Origin of the sequence: Rahnella sp. 2050 (assembly GCF_040544515.1) — a bacterium.
Classification (GTDB): domain Bacteria; phylum Pseudomonadota; class Gammaproteobacteria; order Enterobacterales; family Enterobacteriaceae; genus Rahnella; species Rahnella aceris.
Map to the genome: position 1 here is coordinate 153,728 of NZ_JBEPKE010000001.1, position 20,052 is coordinate 173,779.

Sequence of the window (20,052 nt, forward strand, 5' to 3'; positions counted from 1 at the left end):
ATCCCTGTTGAAAACAGCGGGTTGTGATAATAAAACCTGATTGCAGGCTCAGTGGCAGGTGTTGGTGGAAATTAACGCAAGTTGTAACAGAACCGTTTCACTATGAAATGGTTAGCAAAAGACTAAGGGTTTTTCTGCAGGGGGTTTTAGTGCAACCTATGCCGCAGATTTTATCCCATAGGTTTTTGATATATTGCCGAGTTTAATAATAGCCCGGCAATATGGCGTGTTTAAGGAAGATTCAGTGAAACGTAGTGTAATGAGTGTTTTATCTTGTGTATTGATGTTCTCCGCAGGCAGTGCGAAAGCTATCGCGCCACTGGATTTCCCTGTCGTGCCGCCAAGCATTGACGCCGCTTCTTTTGTGCTGATGGATTATGCCAGCGGTGATGTGCTGGCCGCCGGCAACCCGGATGAACGCCGTAACCCGGCCAGCCTGACCAAACTGATGACAGGTTATGTCATTGACCGCGCGTTAGATCATAAAAAAATCACCATGGATGATGTGGTGACGGTACCGCAGGAAGCCTGGGTCGCTGGCAATAAAAGTCTGGCCGGTTCTTCACTGATGTTTCTAAAGCCAGGTGACCATGTCACCGTGCGTGACCTGATCCGCGGCATCATCATTACTTCCGGTAATGACGCCTGCGTGGCCATGGCCGATTATGTGGCGGGCAGCCAGGATTCATTCGTAGGAATGATGAATCAGTACGTGGTGAGCATGGGGCTGACCAACACCCATTTCGAGACTGTGCATGGCCTGGACGCGCCGGGGCAATACACCACCTCTTATGATCTGGCGAAACTTTCCCGCGCCATTATCGGCGGGGAACCTGAGGAATATCATATGTATGCTGAAAAATCGCTGACGTATGACAACATCACTCAGCAAAACCGTAACGGCCTGTTGTGGGATAAAAACCTGCAGGTTGATGGCCTGAAAACAGGTCATACCGAAAGCGCCGGTTTCAACATTATTGCCTCTGCGACGCAGGGCGACCGTCGTCTGATCGCCGTCGTGATGGGCGGTAAAAGCTCAAAAGGCCGCGAAGAACAGGCGCGCAAACTGCTGACCTGGGGTTTCCGCGAATATACCAGTAAACAGATTTTCAAAGCTGATCAGACCGTTTCCAGCGAACATGTTTGGTTTGGTGCTAATGCACAGGTGAAGGTCGGTTCACTGAGTGATGTCTTTATCAGCGTGCCGCAGGCCGATGCCGATAAACTGAAAGCCCAGTACGTGCTGACCCGTCCGCAGATTGACGCGCCGCTGAAGAAAGGTCAGGAGCTCGGCAGTATTAATATCGTAGATAACGGCAAAGTCATCAAAACCGTGCCGCTGGTAGCACTGGAAGATGTCGCAGAAGGCGGGATCATCAGCCGTGCGATTGATTACGTGAAACTGAAAATTTAACACCTGTTCCGCTGGTCAAAACGCAAAAAGAGCCTGCCCGAAAAGCAGGCTCTTTTTTTGCACCTGCTGCACCACAGTTGACCATTCTGCGGCACCGGGGCGACATCTTTATTCCTCCCCGTCGGACAGGGCAGGTGTAATTACCTGAAAATCCCATCGAATCAATGTGGCATGTTTGTTGCTGAGAACTTATTTCTTGCTAGCAATGTTAAAAATCTTTGGCTGGCGTTGACAGGAAATAAGGGAGACGACGAATGACAACATTGAATATGCCCATGACAATCGCGGCCAGCGCACGGTGGCGGCAGTTAGTTCTGGGGCTGATTTGCATGGCGGCGATTTCCAGTCCGCAATATGTCTGGACTCTGCTGACTAAACCGCTCGCGCTTAAACTGGGGGTTCCGCTGGCAGAGTTACAGGTTACGTTCTCGCTACTGATAATTCTGCAAACCTTCTTTTCTCCTTTTCAGGGCAGCCTGATTGAACGTTTTGGCCCGCGGAAACTGATTTCAATCGGCACGCTGTTATCAGGGTTCAGTTGGGTACTGGCGTCACAAGTCAGCAGTATTACCGGCCTTTATCTGGTCTATGGCTGCATCGGCGGACTGGGTACCGGCATTGTTTATGTCGGTGTCGTCGGGTTGATGGTGCGCTGGTTCCCGCATAAACGTGGCTTTGCGGCGGGAATGGTGGCTGCCGGATACGGAATGGGGGCGATTCTGACCACGTTCCCTGTTTCGACGTCACTGACCAGTCGCGGGCTGGAAAGTACGTTGATTATCTTTGGCGTTATTTTCGCCGTCATTGGTTTTCTGGCCAGCCAGGGATTACGGCTGCCGCCGTCGCTCAGCGAGCGTCAGGATGTGCCGGTCATGGTGACGGAAGGCAAACAGTACCGTCCGAAACAAATGCTCAGACAGCCTTTGTTCTGGCTGATGTTTTTCATGATGGCGATGATGTCGACTTCAGGGCTGATGGTCACCTCGCAAATGGCGGTGTTTGCCCATGATTTTGGTATCACGGAAGCGGTGGTGTTTGGCATGGCCGCGTTGCCGCTGGCACTGACCATTGACCGTTTTACCAACGGGCTGACACGCCCGCTGTTCGGTTTTATTTCGGATAAATTTGGTCGTGAGCAGACGATGTTTATCGCATTTGCGCTGGAAGGCTGTGCGATGATTTTGTGGCTGATGTGCCGCGACAATGCTGTGTTGTTTGTTCTGCTGTCCGGCGTGGTGTTTTTTGGCTGGGGAGAAATTTTTTCCTTGTTCCCGTCAACGCTGACCGACACCTTTGGCAGTCAGAATGCCACTGCCAATTATGGCTGGTTGTATATGTCGCAGGGCATAGGATCCATTTTTGGCGGCCCGCTTGCGGCACTGATTTATCAGCACACGGGCGGATGGAATATTGTATTCACCTGCGCCATCACGCTGGATTTTGTCACCGCCATTCTGGCGCTCTGGGTACTGAAACCCTGGCGTGCCCGTTTTATGCAGGCAGCCCGTGACTGAATAATCCTAAACTAGCGGGGTCTGGAGACGTTGTCACAGAGGAATGTTAACAAGCTGTAATTCAAGTAAAGCAGCGGGGCGACCGGCTCACGGACGCCCCGAACGGCCTAAAACACTTTCGAAGAAAAATCCGTTTTCACTTCGCTTTCAATGTAGGTATTTAAACCCCAACCGGCGCGCGCCAGTTCCTTCATTTTTTCGAGATGTTCGGGGCCAGGATGGCGGATATCGTAGAGATAAACGTGATTGTTCTTGAAGCGGATTTTGATCGAGTTGGCATCAATCTGGAAGCTGACAACCTGTGAATCACCGCTTTTGTTGGCGTAATTTTCCATGCTGCATCCTGTTAGCTAAGCCTGATTTCGGGCGACATCTTCTATTAACCACGTCCGGGCTTTTCTTGCAGGGCGACAGTTCACAGTTTCTTCAACTCGCTGAAAACTTAGCTTATCTGTGTATTAATAAACTCGCCTTTGCGTAGTTTAAGCCCTGCTGCGGCTGTCGCGAGGCGCCTTGTCTCAATAAAGGAAGCCATCTGTTTTTGTGCCTGTTCAACGTGTTTCGCGGATGCCACACGGGGAGAACCTGACGAAAAGGGCGGTTCAGGGTCGTACTCCATTTGCAACTGAATACCTTGCGCTATGTCGTTGCCATAGATATCGGCAATGACATTCAGGGCAAAGTCTATGCCTGACGTTACCCCCGCACCGGTGATCCGGTTGCGATCCCTGACGACGCGTTCATTAACCGGTTCGGCCCCCAATAATTCAAGCTGGTCAAGCGAAGCCCAGTGGGAAGTGGCTTTGTACCCCTGCAACAGGCCTGCTGCGCCCAGCACAAGAGAACCGGTGCATACTGACGTCACCAGCCGGGCATTTTCACTTTTCTGGCGGATAAAAGTGAGCGTCTCATCATCGGACATCAGTTTTATCTGGCCTGGCCCGCCGGGGATGCAGATGACATCCAGTTCAGGGCAATTTTCAAATGTATGAGTGGGTAAAATACGCAGGCCCCGGTCAGACGTCACGGGTTCCGGCGTTTTCCAGATAAGATGGACTTTGGCCCCCGGGGCTCTGGCGAAGACCTCAAACGGCCCCGTCAGATCTAATTGGGTCAGTTCCGGAAACAAAAGCATGCCGATTGATAAAGCCGGAAAGTCGCTCATTTAATGGTCCCCGGTTGCCAGACATCAGAGGTCAGATTGATAAAGGAAGTGATTAAGCAGAGTAGTCAATTAACCTGCGTATGACTACCCATCACTCCCCGATTTTTCGGGAAGTGATGTAACAGGGGGGCGTTACGCTTCTTCGCGATTATTTCAGCAGGAACGAATGATCAAAGGTGCCGCTGACATTCAGCGCGACGGGCAATAATCCCTGCGCGTGATAGAAATCTGCTGTTTGCTGTTGCTGCGTCTCGGTTGCGGCATCTATCGGTTGCCAGTAAGATTTACGACGCTCGAACCCCAGCTTTGCAGCGTCCAGCGGGAAGCCGATGATTTTCGCCAGTTTTTCGCTGTACGCATCCAGATTTTTATACGCCCATATCTGTGCATCGCTCAGGCGCTGCAGATAGTCAGCGATGGCCTCGCGTTTAGCTTTATCTTTCAGCGCCGTATCCGTCGCGGCAAGGAAGCTGTTACCCGACCACAAGCCGCGGCCATTTACGACCACACGCAGATGATCCTGAGTCTCAGCGAAGGCGGTGTAGGGTTCCCACGTTGCCCAGACATCCACTGAACCTTGCGTCAGTGCCAGCTTCGCATCGCTTGGCGGCAGGAAGCGGAACGTGACGTCTTTGGCGCTCAGTCCGGCAGAGGCAAGGGCTTTCAGCGCGACAAAATGTCCGATGGAACCGCGGTTGGTCGCGATACTTTTGCCTTTCAGATCCGCGGCGCTTTTGACCGGGCTGTCCGGTTTCACCAGCAGCGCGGTGCCGTAGGCGTCTGACTTATCCACGGCGATGGCTTTTACCTGCGCACCTGCGGCCTGTGCAAATAACAGCGGCGCATCACCGATGATGCCCACATCTACCGCCTGTGCATTCAGCGCTTCTGCCAGCGGCGCAGCAGCCGGAAACTCTGACCATTCAATTTTATAGGGCAGCTTATCCAGCTTATTTGCCGCTTCCAGCTGTGCCCGCATGTTGCCTTTCTGATCGGCGACCCGCAGGGTAATTTGTTCGGCATTTGTGGCGAACACAGCGCCGGTCAGCGTGACCAGCAGCAGAAGATTTCTCACATTCAGTCGCATCGGGTTTCCTTAAATCAGGGCAGTCACGGCGGTGTGTTTTCGGGCTTCCCGCGCAGCGATTTTCTGCTTCGTCAGCGGGATCAGACTCTTACCGTATTCGACGGCGTCATTCAGCGGATCAAAGCCGCGGATCAGGAAAGTGGTGATGCCCAGATCGTAATATTTCAGCAGTGCATCGGAGACCTGTTCCGGCGTACCGACCAGGGCCGTAGAATTGGAACCGCCGCCAATCAGCCCGGCGATGCCGGTCCACAGGCAGGAATCGAGACGATCGCCTTGCGCGACGGCTTTCAGTAAACGCTGAGCTCCCACGCTTTGGGGTTTGGCTGCCAGCACCTGACCTTTCTCAGCTTGCAGGGCGGTGGCTTTAGTGAGAATTTCATCCGCTTTCGCCCAGGCTTCTTCTTCTGTTTTGCCGAGGATAGGGCGGAAGGAAATACTGAAGTTAATATCCCGGTTGTGTTTTGCCGCAGAGGCTTTTACCGCTTCCACCGTTTCTGCCGCACTGGCCAGCGGCTCGCCCCATAACGCAAACACATCCGCCTGTTTACCTGCAACACGGATGGCATCATCGGAAGATCCGCCGAAAAATACCGGCAGTTTTTTCTGACAGGGCTTAATGGCAGAGAAAGCATTTTCCGCCTGATAAAATTCACCCTGATGGTCAAAACCGGTTTCTGAATACCAGCTCTGTTTCAGTACATCGATGTATTCATCCGTGCGCTGATAGCGGCCGGATTTCGCCACATAATCACCGTCACGGCGTTGTTCCGCATCGCTGCCACCGCTGATGATATGCACTGCCACGCGACCATCAAGCAGGTGGTCGAGGGTCGCCAGCTTACGGGCGGCGAGGGTCGGCGCGACGAATCCCGGCCGGTGAGCCAGAAGAAAATGAATGCGGGATGTGCTGGCCCCGGCGTGCGCGGTGACCAGAAAAGCATCGGGCTGGTCGGAGGCATAGGCCACCAGAATGCGGTCAAAGCCAGCATCTTCATGGGCTTTGGCGAAATCGGAAATGTATTTTTTATCGAAAATCGGGCCGGTCGGTGGGATGATTTCAGAAGCCAGACGGTGTCCGATCATACCAATAAATTGCACGCTCATAGGCTGTCACTCCTCGGGATGAGGCCAGCGGATGAAGGTCTGCGCTGGCAGGAGTTATCACCATAAACGGCAACTTACTATGTGAGAAATTCATTATCTTCATAAGCTAATATAAAAAATGTGCATGAACAGGTGTTGCTTTGGGCACCGCGCCCAGGGGGTTGACCTTAATGCCAGTCCGGATGGCAATCCCATAATCACTACCTGCCACAATCCAACCCGTTAGCAATCGCGGCGGCAAACGCATCAATCGCCGGTACCTGACTCGCAGGAACGTTGGGATAAATCAGCCACAACTGGCTGCGGGGGGCGAAATCTTTCAGGTCATACAGCGCCAGTTCAGGGCGCAGTGCATGTTTTTCTACCAGCGCGCGCGGCATCAGCCCCAGGCCGCGCCCTTCAGCAATCAGGGATAATTGTAAGGTCGTGCCAAACGCCTCAAGATTGATGAGCAAAGGTAAACCCTGTTCAGTCAGCGCGCGCTGCAGGGCGGCGCGGAAACCACAGCCATGCGGATTGAGGATCCACCCGTGCTGATAACAATCTTCCAGACGTTGTGGCAAAGCCTGCGGTGCTTTCGGGCCGACAACCACTAAATCGACCGTACCCAGCGGCTGGTTTTCGACACCCTCAGGGAATTGCTTACTGGCAGGGAACAGCACGACCGCCGCTTCCAGTTCCTGCTGCTGTATCCGTAACAATAATTCGTCGCCCCAGCCGCTGGAAAGTCGCGGCTGGATTTGCGGAAATTGCGCAGACAGGGTTTTCAGGGCAGGCAACAGACTGCTTTCGCTCAGGCTTTGTGGCACGGCAAGGCGCAGAAGGCCGGAAGGTGGACTGTCGGCGGCAACCAAATCACTGAGCGCATCCACCTCACGCAAGATATGACGGCATTGCTGATAAACACGGTTGCCCATCAGCGTGGGTTTCAGGGGTTTGGTCTGGCGGTTCAGCAGCGGAATGCCCAGCGATTCTTCAAAATTTTGTACCCGACGGGTAATTGCCGGCTGTGTCAGCCCCAGCTCATCGGCAGCAAGCCGGGTAGATTGCAGGCGGATAACGGCGACAAAAGCAGTCAGGTCTTCAATTTTCATAGGCACTCAGCGTCAGGATTAACGTAAAAACGGCTGCCGGCAGGATAAAACAATTTTCACGCGGACGCTGGATCCTGATGCACATTTTTATGTGTGATTTGCATATTAGCTTATCCATAAAATGAATTTTGCTTGGATCATGGCGATGCTAACCTGTCGGAAACAGTGATGAAGTATGAGGAAAGTGATGACGACTTTACAGCTCGCGCCGCTGAGACAATTTCTGGCGGACTTCACCCGGCTGGTGCAGGAACCGCACGGTCAGACGCAAATACTGGCGCAGGGAAGCGAACTGCTGACCCGTCTTATCGGCGAAGATAACTGGCTGCCGGAGGAGTTTGCGCAGCCTCATCCTGAACATTATCAGCAATATCTCTTGTACGCCGATCCGCTGTCGCGTTTTTCTGTGGTGAGTTTTGTCTGGGGGCCGGGGCAGAAAACACCGGTGCATGACCATCGTGTCTGGGGGCTGATAGGTATGCTGCGCGGTGCAGAAGTCAGCCAGAATTATACCCGCCACCCCGACGGAACGCTGCAACCGGAAGGAAATCCCATTACGCTGCACGTTGGCGACGTCGGGAAAATCTCCCCCGATCAGCTGGATATCCACCAGGTCAGCAATTTTTTCAAGGAACAGGTCTCGGTCAGCATTCATGTTTACGGCGGCAATATCGGTGCGGTTTCACGGGCGGTTTATCTGCCAGACGGCACCGGGAAAACCTTTATTTCCGGCTACTCCAGCCCGCACCTTCCCAATATCTGGGACCTGTCAAAAGAGAAAAATCATGACTGATTCATATTCACTGCCTTTGCGCCATTTTTCTGAACTCCGCGAGGCGTTGCTCGAAGGACAGGATGTGGCGCTGGTTGACCTGCGTGAAGAAGCGGCCTTTGCCACCGGACATCCCTTATTTGCTGCCAATCTGGCTTTGTCTAAACTCGAACTGGAAGTGCTGGATCGCATACCAAACCGTCTGACGGCTATTACGTTGTATGACAATGGTGAATTTTATGACGTGCAGCGCGGCGAGCGTAAAACCATGCGGGCGGCTCAATTGCTGAAATCGCTGGGGTATCAGAATATCGCGTTGCTGGCCGGTGATCTGGCTGGCTGGAAAGAAGCGGGCGGTGAGATATTTATTGATGTGAACGCGCCCAGTAAAGCCTTCGGGGAATGGGTTGAACATCATTACGAGACACCGTCCCTGAGTGCGGAACAGGTGCTGGCATTGCAACAGCAGGGGGCAAACATTGCTGTGCTGGATGTGCGCCGTTTTGATGAATATCAGGTGATGAGTATTCCGGGCGGCGTGAGCGTACCGGGAGGCGAACTTGTGCTGCGCCTGAAAGATGTGGTGCCTGATGACAACACGCAGGTGATCATCAATTGTGCGGGGCGTACCCGCAGCATTATCGGCACGCAATCTCTGATTAATGCCGGATTTACGCAGCCGGTGTCTGCATTGCGTAACGGTACGATTGGCTGGACGCTGGCGGGGCAGGCACTGTCGCACCTGCAACATAAACAGTTTCCGGCACTGAGTGAAGCCTCACGCAGGGTTGCGCTGAAAGGCGCGCAAACTCTGGCTTTACGCGCGGGCGTGCGCTCAGTGACGTTGTCACAATTACGTAACTGGCAACAGGATGATTCCCGCACGTTATACGTGTTTGACGTGCGCACGGCAGAAGAGTTTCGTGCCGGGCATCTGGCAGGCACGCGACACGTTCCCGGTGGCCAGTTGGTTCAGGAAACCGATCACTATGCCAGCGTTCGTGGCGCGCGAATAGTGCTGGTGGATAATGATGGTGTGCGTGCGCGCATGGCGGCCTCATGGCTGGCACAGATGAACTGGGAAGTGTATATCGCCGAAGTGAGGGCTGAAGATCTGACTGAACAAGGCGACTGGAAAGCCCGGGTTGCGCCCGCACCGGCTGTGGAATCTGTCAAACCGGAACAACTGCTGAACTGGCTGAGTGAGGGTAATACCGGCATTCTCGATCTCACCACCAGCGCGAATTTCCGTAACCGGCGCATTCCGGGTGCGGTCTGGACAACACGGGGCAATATCCCGCAAATTATTGCCTTACAACCGCAGAAAGCGCGTTGGGTTGTCACCTGCACCAGCGGTTTGCTGGCACGTTACGCTGTCACGGAAGTGGCCGGATTAACCGGCAAACCCGTTTATTTGCTGGAGAAAGGCACGGTGGGCTGGATCGACCACGGGTTGCTGCTTGAGCGGGGGGATTCTGTTTATCTGGACGACGCGCAAGACAGATATCGTCGTCCGTACGAAGGCACGGATGTCAGCCCGCAGGCGATGCAGGATTATCTGGACTGGGAATACGGGCTGGTCGGGCAGTTGGAAAAAGACGGAACGCACGGTTTCAGATTACTGGAAGCCTGAGGGCTGAGGCCTCTGCGTGAGGAACGCAGAGGTTCAGTTAACGTTTAACGACGACCACGCGGATGAGTGCGGGCTGTCCAGTCGTATGTTGCAGAAGTGCTTGGAACGGCTTTATTACGGCGCTTTTCGGCCCGCGCTTTCGCAGCGACTTTTTCTTTTTCTGCCATCAACGTATCGATGTAGTCATCTTTAATCCGGTTATTTTCCGAATTCGTCAGCTCACGGCCCTGTGCTTTACGGGCTCTGTCCAGCAGTGTTTTTAACTCACGCTGTTCGCTTTCCGTCATATCTTGTTGGGTCAGTCTTTTCATTTTTACCGCATCCTGTGAGGAAAGTGGCTACCATTGTAGTCGAAATGGTGGCAGGAGTCGCTGCAACTCATCACCTTACTTGTTTTGTTTTTTTAAAAGGCAGTTGTTTCAGAAAGCTTGCTGAACGGAGCGGCAGCGTGTGTTGAAAACGTGAAGGGATATCCGGGAGGGAAAAAGCACTTTTCTCTCCCGGTGGTTTCGGTGCGAAGATCGTATGATAACTGTTATTAAGAAACCGAAAGGTTCCCGATCAGGTCATCGGGCTTTCACTGCAAGTGATAAACCGCCGGTGATATCCGCTCCGACATTACCGCGAATATTACTGTGAATCCTGGCTGGTCCCGGTCTTAGGACTTGCCGCTGAACTGTCACCCGCATCGGCGGTTTTGGTATACACAATCTTCTGACTGTCATTGCCGCAGTGGCCCACGACCTGCCCGCCAGCCTGATCGGCCTGATCATTTGGCACGATATCGAGTTTAAACCCTGATTCAGGCAAGCCGTTTGCCACGATTTTCTGGGTAATGTCAGCTTTTACGCTTTCACAGGAAGCCTGTGCCATCAGCGGTGCGAACATAACGACAGCAAGACCCGCTAAAAGTGTCTTTTTCATCATTCATTCCTTTTATGAAAACCAGTGTACTTATGAGTCTAGCAGATAGGATTTACGGAGCCAGTAACTGACGGCCATTACGACGGTCAAGGCAGCGCTCAGTGTTCGGTTCCCAGTACGCATTGATGTTTTGGCTGGCCTGACACTTGTCGCGCAGATCAATCGAATTGTCGTATTTGGAGAAGTCTTTCTCGTTACGCTGGTTTTTCATGGCGCGCAGGCGTTGGGTTTCATTCCATTGCTCTTTGCTCTGACGTGCTTCTTCGTTGGTCATGGCATCATTGCCGGTACCGCCAAAGACACAGGTTCCGCCCGCACAATTGGTGGCCGCGAGTGCAGGCGCCTGCCAGCTGGCGGTTATAGCCAGCAAAGCCACAGGCAGAATGCTGCGGGTCAGTCGGGATTTAAACGTTGTATTCATCAGCTCATCCTTTTAATTTACACATCGCTCAGGCGAATAATTGCATTATAACATCCGGCCGAATGACGTCACCCTCTGCCGGTAAACTGGTTGATATCTTATTGAACTTCGGACTGTAAACCTGGCCCAATTATGCTCAAAACGTCTTTACTGTTCTTTGCGACCGCACTGGCAGAAATCATTGGCTGCTTTTTACCTTATCTCTGGCTGCGCAAAGGGGCAAATGTGCTGCTGTTATTGCCTGGGGCGCTCAGCCTGGCGGTGTTTGTCTGGTTGCTGACATTGCATCCGGCGGCAAGCGGCAGGGTGTATGCGGCTTACGGCGGGGTTTATGTCATGACTGCCATGCTGTGGCTGCGGTTTGTCGATGGCGTGAAGCTCAGCGCCACCGACTGGCTGGGCGCATGTGTGGCTCTGGCGGGGATGCTGATCATCATTTCTGGCTGGAAAACGGCGTGAACGGCTATTGCGATAATCTTTCCATCAGCACAATCACTTTCTGAATCACAATTTGCGCCGCGCGGGATAACTGGCGGCGCGGGGCAACGCACAACGCCAGCGTCAGCGGTTTGGCGCTGCGGCCCTGAAGCGGCACAAACGCCAGTCGCTTTTCCTGTAAATCTGGCAATACATCTAACAAACTCAGCACGCCGACACCGGCCCCTTTGCGGATAAGTTCGCGCATCATGCGCACGTCATTACAGACGATCGACGGCGTTTCCAGTAACTGATAGCGGTTATACAGCAGTCTGGCGCGGGCATTGACCATCAGCGGTTCGGAGGGAATGATCTGCCGGTAGGAGGCGATGTCACTGAACGACAACGATTCCTTCTGCGACAGTTTATGGCCCACCGGCATCGCAATCCCGATGGGTAATTCCGCAAAAGCGCGTACTTCCAGCCCGGTATGTTCGACGGGATCGAGCAACAATCCAAAATCCACTTCCGCTGAACTGACCTGTTCGCTGATGTTCCGGCTGTCTTCGATGCGGATATCAAACGTCAGGTAAGGGTGTTCTGCGCCCACGTCGGCAATCAGTTCCGCCACCATGCCTTCGCTGAGAGCGGCAATCATAGAGATGGTGACATGCCCGCGTCGCAGTCCCTGAATTTCATCGAAACGTTCGCGGGTGCGGGAAAATTCTTTCCGCCAGCGGCGGATGTCATCGAATAAAATTTCGCCTGCTGAGGTCAGTTTCAGGCCTGTCGGCAAGCGTTCAAACAGCGGGGTTTCCAGCGTTTGTTCAGCCTGCAGGATCTGCCGGTTTATGGCTGAAGCCGAGACGTGCAGCACTTCTGCCGCTTTGCGCAAACTTCCTGTTCGGGCGACTTCGGTAAAATATTGCGAAAAACGGGAGAATGGCGACATGGGTGTACTAATTTATGCAGTGAATAAGTGAGATAACTATTATGGACTGCATCACTCATTTTTCCTAGATTGTGCGATGCCCCTTTGTAAAACAATCACCTCAGGTTGTTTTACAGGCAAAACGGGCAATGACAGGGTTCGTCAAAACACGTTTAGGCTCGCGTGCCGTATTCCACGGGATAATGGTGGGACGAATTGTGGCGTTCGTTCTGCTGGTGCGCGCGCGTGTGTTTTGAAAAACAACACTAATAACAAGCGTGCATTTTTGATCACCAGACTGAAAGTGATCACGCGACCAAGAGATTCCTTCTCATGTTAGAAAAACTATTTAAGTTAAAAGCTCACCGTACTAACGTGCGGACTGAGATTGTGGCTGGACTCACTACATTTTTAGCAATGGCCTACATTCTGTTTGTTAACCCGTCTATTTTGGGCGCGACGGGGATGGATAAAGGTTCGGTTTTCGTGGCTACTTGTCTTGCTGCCGCAATCGGTTCCGCACTGATGGGCTTTATCGCCAACTACCCGATCGCACTGGCTCCGGGCATGGGTTTAAACGCCTTCTTCACCTACACCGTGGTGCTGCATATGGGTTACACCTGGCAGATCGCGCTGGGGGCCGTTTTCCTTTCAGCCTGTATTTTCTTCGCGTTATCGATTTTTAAAATCCGCGAATGGATTATCCGCAGTATTCCGCTGCCATTGCGTTCGGCCATTGCGGCGGGTATCGGTTTATTCCTGGCGCTGATTGCGCTGGAAAATGCCGGTATCGTGATCGCTAACCCGGCGACGCTGGTCGGTCTGGGCGATCTGACCAAGCCGGGGCCGCTGTTTGCGATGCTCGGTTTCATTCTGATTGTGGTGCTGGAAGCGCGTAAAATCACCGGCGCGGTGCTGATCGGTGTGCTGGCCGTGACCGTTCTGGCGATTGCGCTGGGTTATTCGCCGTTTGGCGGCGTAATGTCGATGCCACCTTCCATTGCGCCAACCTTCATGCAACTGGACATCAAAGGCGCGTTTAACGTTTCGCTGATTAGCGTGGTGTTCGCGTTCCTGTTCGTGGATGTGTTCGACAACTCCGGCACCCTGATTGGCGTGACCAAACGCGCAGGGCTGGCGGATGAAGACGGCAATATCCCGAAAATGGGCCGTGCGCTGGTCGCTGACAGTGCGGCGGCGTTGTTCGGTTCACTGCTCGGCACCTCAACCACCACCAGCTACATCGAATCCGCAGCAGGCGTGAGCGCTGGCGGACGTACCGGTCTGACGGCGATTGTGGTGGCTATTCTGTTCCTGCTGAGCCTGTTCTTCGCTCCGCTGGCAGGCAGCGTTCCGGCCTTCGCAACGGCTCCGGCTCTGTTGTTCATCGCGGTTCTGATGACGTCTGGCCTGGCTGAAATCGACTGGAAAGACATCACCGTGGCAGCGCCTGTTACCGTGACTGCGCTGACCATGCCGTTCACGTATTCCATCGCCAACGGTATCGCATTTGGTTTCATCACCTGGACGCTGGCAAAACTGCTGACCGGTCGCTGGCGTGAGCTGAATTCTGCGCTTATCGTCTTGTCGATTCTGTTTGTGATTAAACTGGGCTGGCTGAGCGCGTAATACGTTTTCGGTTGCCGGATGTCGGAAAGGCGCGGGCAGGTTGCCGCGCCTTTTTTGTGCGCACTGATAAAAGGCAGATAATAAAAAAGCAGCCGGAGCTGCTTTTCGTGTCAGTCAGGGCGCAATATTACCCTTCGCGATGTACCTGCAAACCGGCGAGAGACTGGCTGACCGGCATCATTTCGATGCTGTTGATGTTGACGTGTGCCGGCAGGGTGGATACCCAGAATACGGATTCGGCTACATCGGCTGCGGTGAGCGGATTAGTGTTATCGTAGGTTTTACTGACTTTCTCGTCGTCGCCTTTAAAGCGCACGCTGGAGAATTCAGTACCACCGCACAGGCCCGGCTCGATATTGGTGACGCGAACGTGGGTGCCATGCAGGTCGGTGCGCAGGTTCAGACTGAACTGACGCACAAACGCTTTGGTCGCGCCATACACGTTGCCGCCTGCGTATGGCCAGTTGCCTGCGGTGGAACCGATGTTTATCACATGCCCGGTGTTGCGTTCAACCATGCCCGGCAACACGGCGCGTGTCATGTACACCAGCCCTTTGGTGTTGGTGTCGATCATTTTGTCCCAGTCTTCCAGCGAGGCTTTATCCGCTTTTTCCAGACCGAGTGCCAGACCGGCGTTGTTAACCAGAACATCAATGTTACGCCAGTCAGCAGGCAGGCTGGCAATAGCTTCTTCAATAGAAGCCCGGTTAGTCACGTCCAGTTCAACAGCGTACAGCGCGTCTCCCAGTTCGGCTTTCAGGTCATCCAGACGCTCTTTACGGCGACCGGTAGCAATCACTTTATGGCCTTCTTTAACAAATTTACGTGCGATTTCAGCACCAAATCCGGCAGTTGCGCCGGTAACAAAAATAATCATCCCGGTATTCCTCAGTTTTTAAGCAAGGTGTGCACGAGGCCCACTAAAGAAACTCTTTAAGTATTAACACAAAAATAACGAGACCGGCATAGTCAACCGGTCTCAGTGCGTATCATTTTGTTGCAGTTACTTTTTCAGATAGGGCGCGATCAGCGATAAATCCGCTACAGACAAGCGATCCGGTGCGGTCTGCGCCTGATGCCAGTAAGGATACAACAAAGGTAACTGGCTGACCTGATTAAGTCGTTCAATTTCTTCGTTATTGAGGGTTAAATCAGCGGCGAGCAGGTTATCCTGCAACTGCGTGTCGTTGCGCGCCCCGACAATCACCGAGGTCACCTGCGGACGGGCAATCAGCCAGGCCAGCGCAATCTGCGCCGCAGAAACGCCACGGGCTTCGGCGATGTCCACCAGCACATCGACCACGTCGTACAGCGCACTTTCATCACGCACCGGCGGTTCGCCCCAGTCGGCCAGATGACGGGTGCCTTCCGGTGCCGCCTGATTGCGGCGATATTTACCGGAAAGCAGGCCGCCTGCCAGCGGGCTCCAGACCAGCACGCCCAGCCCCTGATCCTGCGCGGCAGGCAGCAACTCATATTCAGCTTCACGCGCCTGCAGGGTGTAATGGATTTGCTGACTGACCGGGCGGATGTAGTGGTTAGCGTCGGCCACGCCCAGCGTTTTCATCACGTGCCAGGCGGAGAAGTTAGAGATACCGACGTAACGCACTTTGCCACTGCTGACCAGATCGTCGAGCGCCCGCAGCGTTTCTTCCAGTGGCGTCAGGCCGTCCCATTCATGCAACTGATATAAATCCAGATAATCCGTGTTCAGACGTTTCAGGCTGGCTTCACAAGCGCGCAGAATATGATGACGGGACGAACCACGGTCATTCGGGCCTTCACCCATTGGAAAGCGGGCTTTACTGGCCACCAGCACGTCGTGACGTTTGTTGCCCAGTGCTTTACCGAGGATCACTTCCGATTCACCGCCAGAATAGACATCGGCGGTATCGAACAGGTTAATCCCGGCATCAAGACATAATCCTGTCTGGCGTTGTGCGGCCTCAACGTCAGTTTGCCCGGTTTTGGCAAATTTCCCCTGACCACCAAACGTCATGGTACCCAGGCTGAGAACTGAAACTTTCAGGCCAGACCGGCCTAACAGACGGTATTCCATAGTTTATCTCCATTGAGAGTCATTTTTACCGCAGATCCTCTGCCAGCCGTTCACCGGTCTGGGCATCAAACAGATGGATCGCCTCGCGGTTGGCATCGAGATACAGCGGCTGACTGGCGCTGATACGGGCGCGTCCGGCGAACTGAACGTGCAGCGGGAAACCGCACCAGTCGATGTGCAACAGGCTGCTTTCTCCGGTCACTTCCAGCAACCGTAATGTGGCGGCAGGTTGGGTACTGTGCTCTGCCGGTTTTAAATCGTGCGGACGCAGGCCGAGCGTGACGGGTTCTCCCTCAGCCTGCCGCGCCTGCAATGCCCACTTCTCCGGCAGTGCGAACCACAACTGATTACAGTTCACACCTGGCTGACCGTCAATATTGCGGAAGACGCCGCTGAGCAGATTCATGGGCGGTGAACCGATAAAACGCGCCACAAAGGTATTTACCGGCTTGTCGTAAATCGACAACGGGTCGCCCTGTTGTACGATAAAACCGTCTTTCATCACCACGATATTATCGGCCAGCGTCATGGCTTCGATTTGATCATGGGTCACATATACCGTGGTGGTGCGGAACTGCTGATGCAGCGATTTGATTTCGGCGCGCAGTTCCATACGTAACTGGGCATCGAGGTTGGAAAGGGGCTCATCGAACAGAAACACTTTTGGATTACGCACCAGCGCACGACCCATCGCCACACGCTGGCGCTGGCCACCGGACAAATCTTTCGGCAGGCGTTTCAGTAAGTGATCGATACCCAGCACTTTTGCGGCCTGTAGCACTTTGGCCTGTTGTTCGGCTTTCGGCACTTTCTTCACCTGCATGTGGAATGCCATGTTTTCGGCCACGGTAAGATGCGGATACAGTGCGTAACTCTGGAATACCATCGCAATATCACGATCGGCGGGGTCAAAATTATTGATCTGCTGTTTATCGAGCAGAATGTCGCCGTCAGACAGGGATTCCAGCCCGGCCAGCAGGCGAAGTAAGGTGGATTTTCCACAGCCCGAGGGGCCGACCAGCACGGTGAAACTGCCGTCAGGGATGGTCAGATCCAGCGGTTTCAGCACCTGCACTTTGCCATAATGTTTGGCGACTTTTATCAGTTCTACCAGAGCCATTTAGATTTTCTCCACAAGGCCAAAAAGTGATTGCCAGTCAGGGTAACGGCGCGGGGAACTGCTGATGGCACAACCGGCAACACGAACCCCCCATTGCAGCGCCGTGGCAGGCGGCAGGCCATAAATCAGCGCGGATAAAAACCCGGCATTAAAACTGTCTCCGGCACCGATGGTATCGACCACCCCGACCGGTTCGGCATGCTGATGCAGCGTCAGATTTTTGGCCCACAGACGCGCCCCCTCCGGTCCGCATTTCGCCACGCAAAAGGCGTTGTCCGCCATCTGCTCCAGCAACGTCAGCGCGGCGGCGTCCAGTGTGGTGGCGTCTGCCAGCCCGAGTGTTTCGACTTCATTGATCAGCAGCGCATCGCAGAATGGCAGCCATTTTGCCGCCTGTTCACGTAACGCATCGCTCCAGTCTTCCGGCGGCCAGCCACTGTCGACAGCCACCTGATAACCACGCTGTTTCAGCACTGCCAGCAGTTGCGGATAGTCAGTGTAAAGCGCGGTACACAGCCAGGTGCCGCACAGCAATACCCAGTCTCCGGCCTGTGCCGTTTCAGGGATTTGCCCCAGAACGTCCTGCATGGACAGGCGCACAATATGTCCCTGATTGCTGAAAAATGTTCTTTCGTGATCAGGATGTGTCACGCCAAAGGTCAGCGAGGTTTCGCAATCGCAGGTCGGCCAGCGTGAGGCGCTTTCCGGGAACATACCTGCCAGCCAGCCGCTGAACTGGTCATTGCCCTGATTTGCCACCAGACGAAAAGGGGAACCGAGCGCAGAGAGTGCCAGCGCGCAGTTTCCCGCCGACCCGCCGGGGCGCAGTGAACTGCTTTCGAGCATCGCTTCCGTGCCTTTTTTCGGCCATTCGTGCAACGTGCTCATGATCAAATCCACGTTGATATTGCCCGTCACATACAGCGTGGCGCGGGTCAGAGGTTTTGTTGTCATTGATGAGGTTTCCCTGATGTTCATTTTCAGCCCTTGCTGCCGCCGGCGGTCAACCCGCTGACCATGGTTTTTTGCAGCCAGAGCGCAATAAAGAGCGGCGGAATGGCCGCAAGGATCCCGACAGCGGCAATCAGACCGTCGTCAGTGGCGCGCCCGGCGGTGAATCCGGCGATGGTGACCGGCAGCGTCTGGGCGTCGATATTGTTGGTAAACAGCAGGGCGTAGAAAAATTCATCCCAGGCCAGCAACCAGCCAAACATCGCCGATGCACCCAGCGCCGGTTTTGCCAGCGGCAGGGTGATGCGCAGCAATACTTGCCAGTAACGCAGCCCGTCGAGACGCGATGCCTGTTCGATATCCACCGGCAGCGCGTCAAATTGGTTTTTCAGCATCCAGGTGAGGAACGGCAGGATCATCGAGCAATACACCAGAATCAGCCCGAGATGGGTATTGAGCAGCGCAAGCTGTTGCAGGATGAAATACAGCGGCAGCACAAACGCCACCGGCGGAACCATGTAAATCGCCAGGCTGCCAAACAGCCAGCCGTCGCGACCAGGATAGCGCGAGAAGCTATAGGCCGCCGGTATCGCCAGCAACAACGACACCAGCGTGGCACCACAGGCGACCAGCACACTGTTGCCGAGCGCATGCAGGAACAGCGCGCCGGGCGTTCCGGCCTGTAAGGTCAGCAGGCGGGTATAACGGTTGAAATCCCAGTGGCGCGGCAGCCATTCCAGCGGAATGCGGGTCAGATCTTCCGCCGAGCTGACGCTCATCAGGAACATCCACAGCAGCGGGGCAAGAATCGAAACGGCCACCATCAGCGCCGCAAAGTAACGTAAAACGAGCCGGATTTTTTGTTTCATTCGCTGCTCCCTGAACGGCGCTGACGCAGTAACATCACCATGTAAATCATGATCAGCAGTGCGCAGATCAGCGTCATGAGTATCGCGTACGCAGCACCGCTGCCAGCGCGCAGATAACTGAACGATTCCTGATAGACAAAGAAACTGACGGTTTTGGTGCTGTCGAGCGGCCCGCCACGGGTCATGACATAAATGATGTCGAAGATTTTGAAGGCGTCGATGGTGCGCAGGACAAGCGCGACGGCCAGCGGTGCGGCAATCGCCGGTAAGGTGATTTTACGAAAACGGCGGAAAGCCGATGCGCCGTCGAGCCGTGCGGCTTCGAATAAATCTTCCGGAATGGTTTGCAGCGCCGCCAGCACCAGCAGGGTGATCAGCGGATAGTTTTTCCAGATATCCGCGAACATCACGGCATTGATCGCCGAAGACGGATCGCCGAGCCAGCTACGGTAGGCGTCAATCAGCCCGAGCTGAGAAAGCAGGGCATTAATGCTGCCGTAATCGGGATTAAAGTTCAGCCGCCACAGGGTGGCGTTGACGATAGTCGGCAATGCCCATGGCAGAATCACCAGCACGCGCAGAGCGCTGCGTCCCCAAAACGGCTGGTTCAGCAACAGCGCGACCAGCACGCCGATGATGCCTTCAATAATTACTGAGACGACAGTGAAATAGAGCGTCCGCCAGAGTGCGGCGCGAAAATCCGGATCCGTCAGCGCATAGATGAAATTCTCGCTCCCCACCCAGTTGGGCGCAGAACCGTCGCCGATTAACCCGGCATCCGTAAAGCTGAGCCACAACGTGCGGGCGAGCGGCCAGGCGGTCAGTAAGAACATCATCAGAAGCATGGGCGCAAGCAGCAACCAGGCCTGACGTTTCTCGCGTTGGGGTAATGTCAGCATATCTTTTCCCAGCCCGTCCGGCCGGAACCGGGCGGGCTATTATAGT

Annotated in this window: 21 protein-coding genes; 6 read left to right on the top strand and 15 right to left on the bottom strand. The window is 54.3% G+C overall.

Features of this window, described 5'->3' with window-relative positions; all coding sequences use genetic code 11:
• Positions 1–244: 244 nt before the first annotated feature.
• Both ABIC79_RS00615 and oxlT read left to right on the top strand, forming a co-directional pair.
• Positions 245–1,414, top strand: coding sequence for a serine hydrolase (locus ABIC79_RS00615; RefSeq protein ID WP_037034044.1), 1,170 nt, complete (start codon positions 245–247; stop codon positions 1,412–1,414).
• A gap of 254 nt (positions 1,415–1,668) precedes the next feature.
• Entirely contained in the window at positions 1,669–2,928 is a 1,260-nt protein-coding gene (oxlT, locus tag ABIC79_RS00620) for an oxalate/formate MFS antiporter (protein WP_013575552.1), read from the top strand.
• Between the two features lie 107 nt (positions 2,929–3,035).
• Here oxlT and ABIC79_RS00625 read toward each other — a convergent pair whose 3' ends face one another.
• The 5 genes from ABIC79_RS00625 to ABIC79_RS00645 all read right to left on the bottom strand — a co-directional run bounded on the left by ABIC79_RS00625 (position 3,036) and on the right by ABIC79_RS00645 (position 7,381).
• The gene (locus ABIC79_RS00625) at positions 3,036–3,263 is read right to left on the bottom strand and encodes a hypothetical protein (protein WP_013575551.1); all 228 of its coding nucleotides are present in this window, start codon (positions 3,261–3,263) and stop codon (positions 3,036–3,038) included.
• A 107-nt stretch (positions 3,264–3,370) separates the two neighbouring features.
• Positions 3,371–4,093 (bottom strand): DJ-1/PfpI family protein, encoded by a 723-nt coding sequence (locus ABIC79_RS00630; RefSeq protein WP_013575550.1) that lies wholly within the window; start codon positions 4,091–4,093, stop codon positions 3,371–3,373.
• A gap of 148 nt (positions 4,094–4,241) precedes the next feature.
• Positions 4,242–5,180, bottom strand: coding sequence for an ABC transporter substrate-binding protein (locus tag ABIC79_RS00635; RefSeq protein WP_013575549.1), 939 nt, complete (start codon positions 5,178–5,180; stop codon positions 4,242–4,244).
• 9 nt (positions 5,181–5,189) lie between these two features.
• Entirely contained in the window at positions 5,190–6,287 is a 1,098-nt protein-coding gene (locus ABIC79_RS00640; RefSeq protein WP_013575548.1) for an LLM class flavin-dependent oxidoreductase, read from the bottom strand.
• 200 nt (positions 6,288–6,487) lie between these two features.
• Positions 6,488–7,381, bottom strand: coding sequence for a LysR family transcriptional regulator (locus ABIC79_RS00645; RefSeq protein WP_013575547.1), 894 nt, complete (start codon positions 7,379–7,381; stop codon positions 6,488–6,490).
• A gap of 187 nt (positions 7,382–7,568) precedes the next feature.
• Between ABIC79_RS00645 and ABIC79_RS00650 the strand changes: the two genes are divergently transcribed.
• Together ABIC79_RS00650 and ABIC79_RS00655 are read left to right on the top strand one after the other, a co-directional pair.
• Entirely contained in the window at positions 7,569–8,174 is a 606-nt protein-coding gene (locus ABIC79_RS00650; RefSeq protein ID WP_126124895.1) for a cysteine dioxygenase family protein, read from the top strand.
• Complete coding sequence (locus ABIC79_RS00655) at positions 8,167–9,786, top strand: rhodanese-like domain-containing protein (protein WP_013575545.1); 1,620 nt, start codon at positions 8,167–8,169, stop codon at positions 9,784–9,786. Before ABIC79_RS00650 ends, ABIC79_RS00655 begins: the two co-directional genes overlap by 8 nt.
• A gap of 44 nt (positions 9,787–9,830) precedes the next feature.
• Here ABIC79_RS00655 and ABIC79_RS00660 read toward each other — a convergent pair whose 3' ends face one another.
• The 3 genes from ABIC79_RS00660 to ABIC79_RS00670 form a co-directional block, all read right to left on the bottom strand.
• Positions 9,831–10,097 (bottom strand): YjbD family protein, encoded by a 267-nt coding sequence (locus ABIC79_RS00660; RefSeq protein WP_013575544.1) that lies wholly within the window; start codon positions 10,095–10,097, stop codon positions 9,831–9,833.
• Between the two features lie 319 nt (positions 10,098–10,416).
• Positions 10,417–10,710 (bottom strand): DUF1161 domain-containing protein, encoded by a 294-nt coding sequence (locus tag ABIC79_RS00665; RefSeq protein ID WP_013575543.1) that lies wholly within the window; start codon positions 10,708–10,710, stop codon positions 10,417–10,419.
• Positions 10,711–10,762: 52 nt separating this feature from the next.
• Positions 10,763–11,131, bottom strand: a complete 369-nt coding sequence (locus ABIC79_RS00670; RefSeq protein WP_037034037.1) for a DUF1283 family protein — start codon at positions 11,129–11,131, stop codon at positions 10,763–10,765.
• Positions 11,132–11,263: 132 nt separating this feature from the next.
• Here ABIC79_RS00670 and ABIC79_RS00675 point away from each other — a divergent pair, with 132 nt between their 5' ends.
• A complete protein-coding gene (locus tag ABIC79_RS00675) occupies positions 11,264–11,590 on the top strand; it encodes a YnfA family protein (RefSeq protein ID WP_121019333.1) in 327 nt (108 codons plus the stop codon).
• Positions 11,591–11,594: 4 nt separating this feature from the next.
• Here the strand turns inward: ABIC79_RS00675 and ABIC79_RS00680 are convergent, their stop codons facing one another.
• Positions 11,595–12,500, bottom strand: coding sequence for a LysR family transcriptional regulator (locus ABIC79_RS00680; protein ID WP_013575540.1), 906 nt, complete (start codon positions 12,498–12,500; stop codon positions 11,595–11,597).
• 312 nt (positions 12,501–12,812) lie between these two features.
• Between ABIC79_RS00680 and ABIC79_RS00685 the strand changes: the two genes are divergently transcribed.
• The gene (locus ABIC79_RS00685) at positions 12,813–14,108 is read left to right on the top strand and encodes an NCS2 family permease (protein ID WP_013575539.1); all 1,296 of its coding nucleotides are present in this window, start codon (positions 12,813–12,815) and stop codon (positions 14,106–14,108) included.
• 127 nt (positions 14,109–14,235) lie between these two features.
• Here the strand turns inward: ABIC79_RS00685 and ydfG are convergent, their stop codons facing one another.
• The 6 genes from ydfG to ABIC79_RS00715 all read right to left on the bottom strand — a co-directional run bounded on the left by ydfG (position 14,236) and on the right by ABIC79_RS00715 (position 20,006).
• Entirely contained in the window at positions 14,236–14,985 is a 750-nt protein-coding gene (gene ydfG, locus ABIC79_RS00690) for a bifunctional NADP-dependent 3-hydroxy acid dehydrogenase/3-hydroxypropionate dehydrogenase YdfG (RefSeq protein WP_112152274.1), read from the bottom strand.
• Between the two features lie 126 nt (positions 14,986–15,111).
• Positions 15,112–16,167 (bottom strand): aldo/keto reductase, encoded by a 1,056-nt coding sequence (locus ABIC79_RS00695; RefSeq protein WP_013575537.1) that lies wholly within the window; start codon positions 16,165–16,167, stop codon positions 15,112–15,114.
• 25 nt (positions 16,168–16,192) lie between these two features.
• Entirely contained in the window at positions 16,193–17,287 is a 1,095-nt protein-coding gene (locus ABIC79_RS00700) for an ABC transporter ATP-binding protein (protein ID WP_354566449.1), read from the bottom strand.
• Positions 17,288–18,241: a carbohydrate kinase family protein gene (locus ABIC79_RS00705; RefSeq protein ID WP_354566451.1), complete on the bottom strand. Its 954-nt coding sequence runs from the start codon at positions 18,239–18,241 to the stop codon at positions 17,288–17,290.
• 26 nt (positions 18,242–18,267) lie between these two features.
• A complete protein-coding gene (locus ABIC79_RS00710; RefSeq protein ID WP_037034031.1) occupies positions 18,268–19,107 on the bottom strand; it encodes a carbohydrate ABC transporter permease in 840 nt (279 codons plus the stop codon).
• Positions 19,104–20,006 carry a carbohydrate ABC transporter permease gene (locus ABIC79_RS00715; protein WP_354566453.1) on the bottom strand — a complete coding sequence of 301 codons (903 nt, stop codon included), beginning with the start codon at positions 20,004–20,006 and terminating at the stop codon, positions 19,104–19,106. Before ABIC79_RS00715 ends, ABIC79_RS00710 begins: the two co-directional genes overlap by 4 nt.
• Positions 20,007–20,052: the final 46 nt, after the last annotated feature.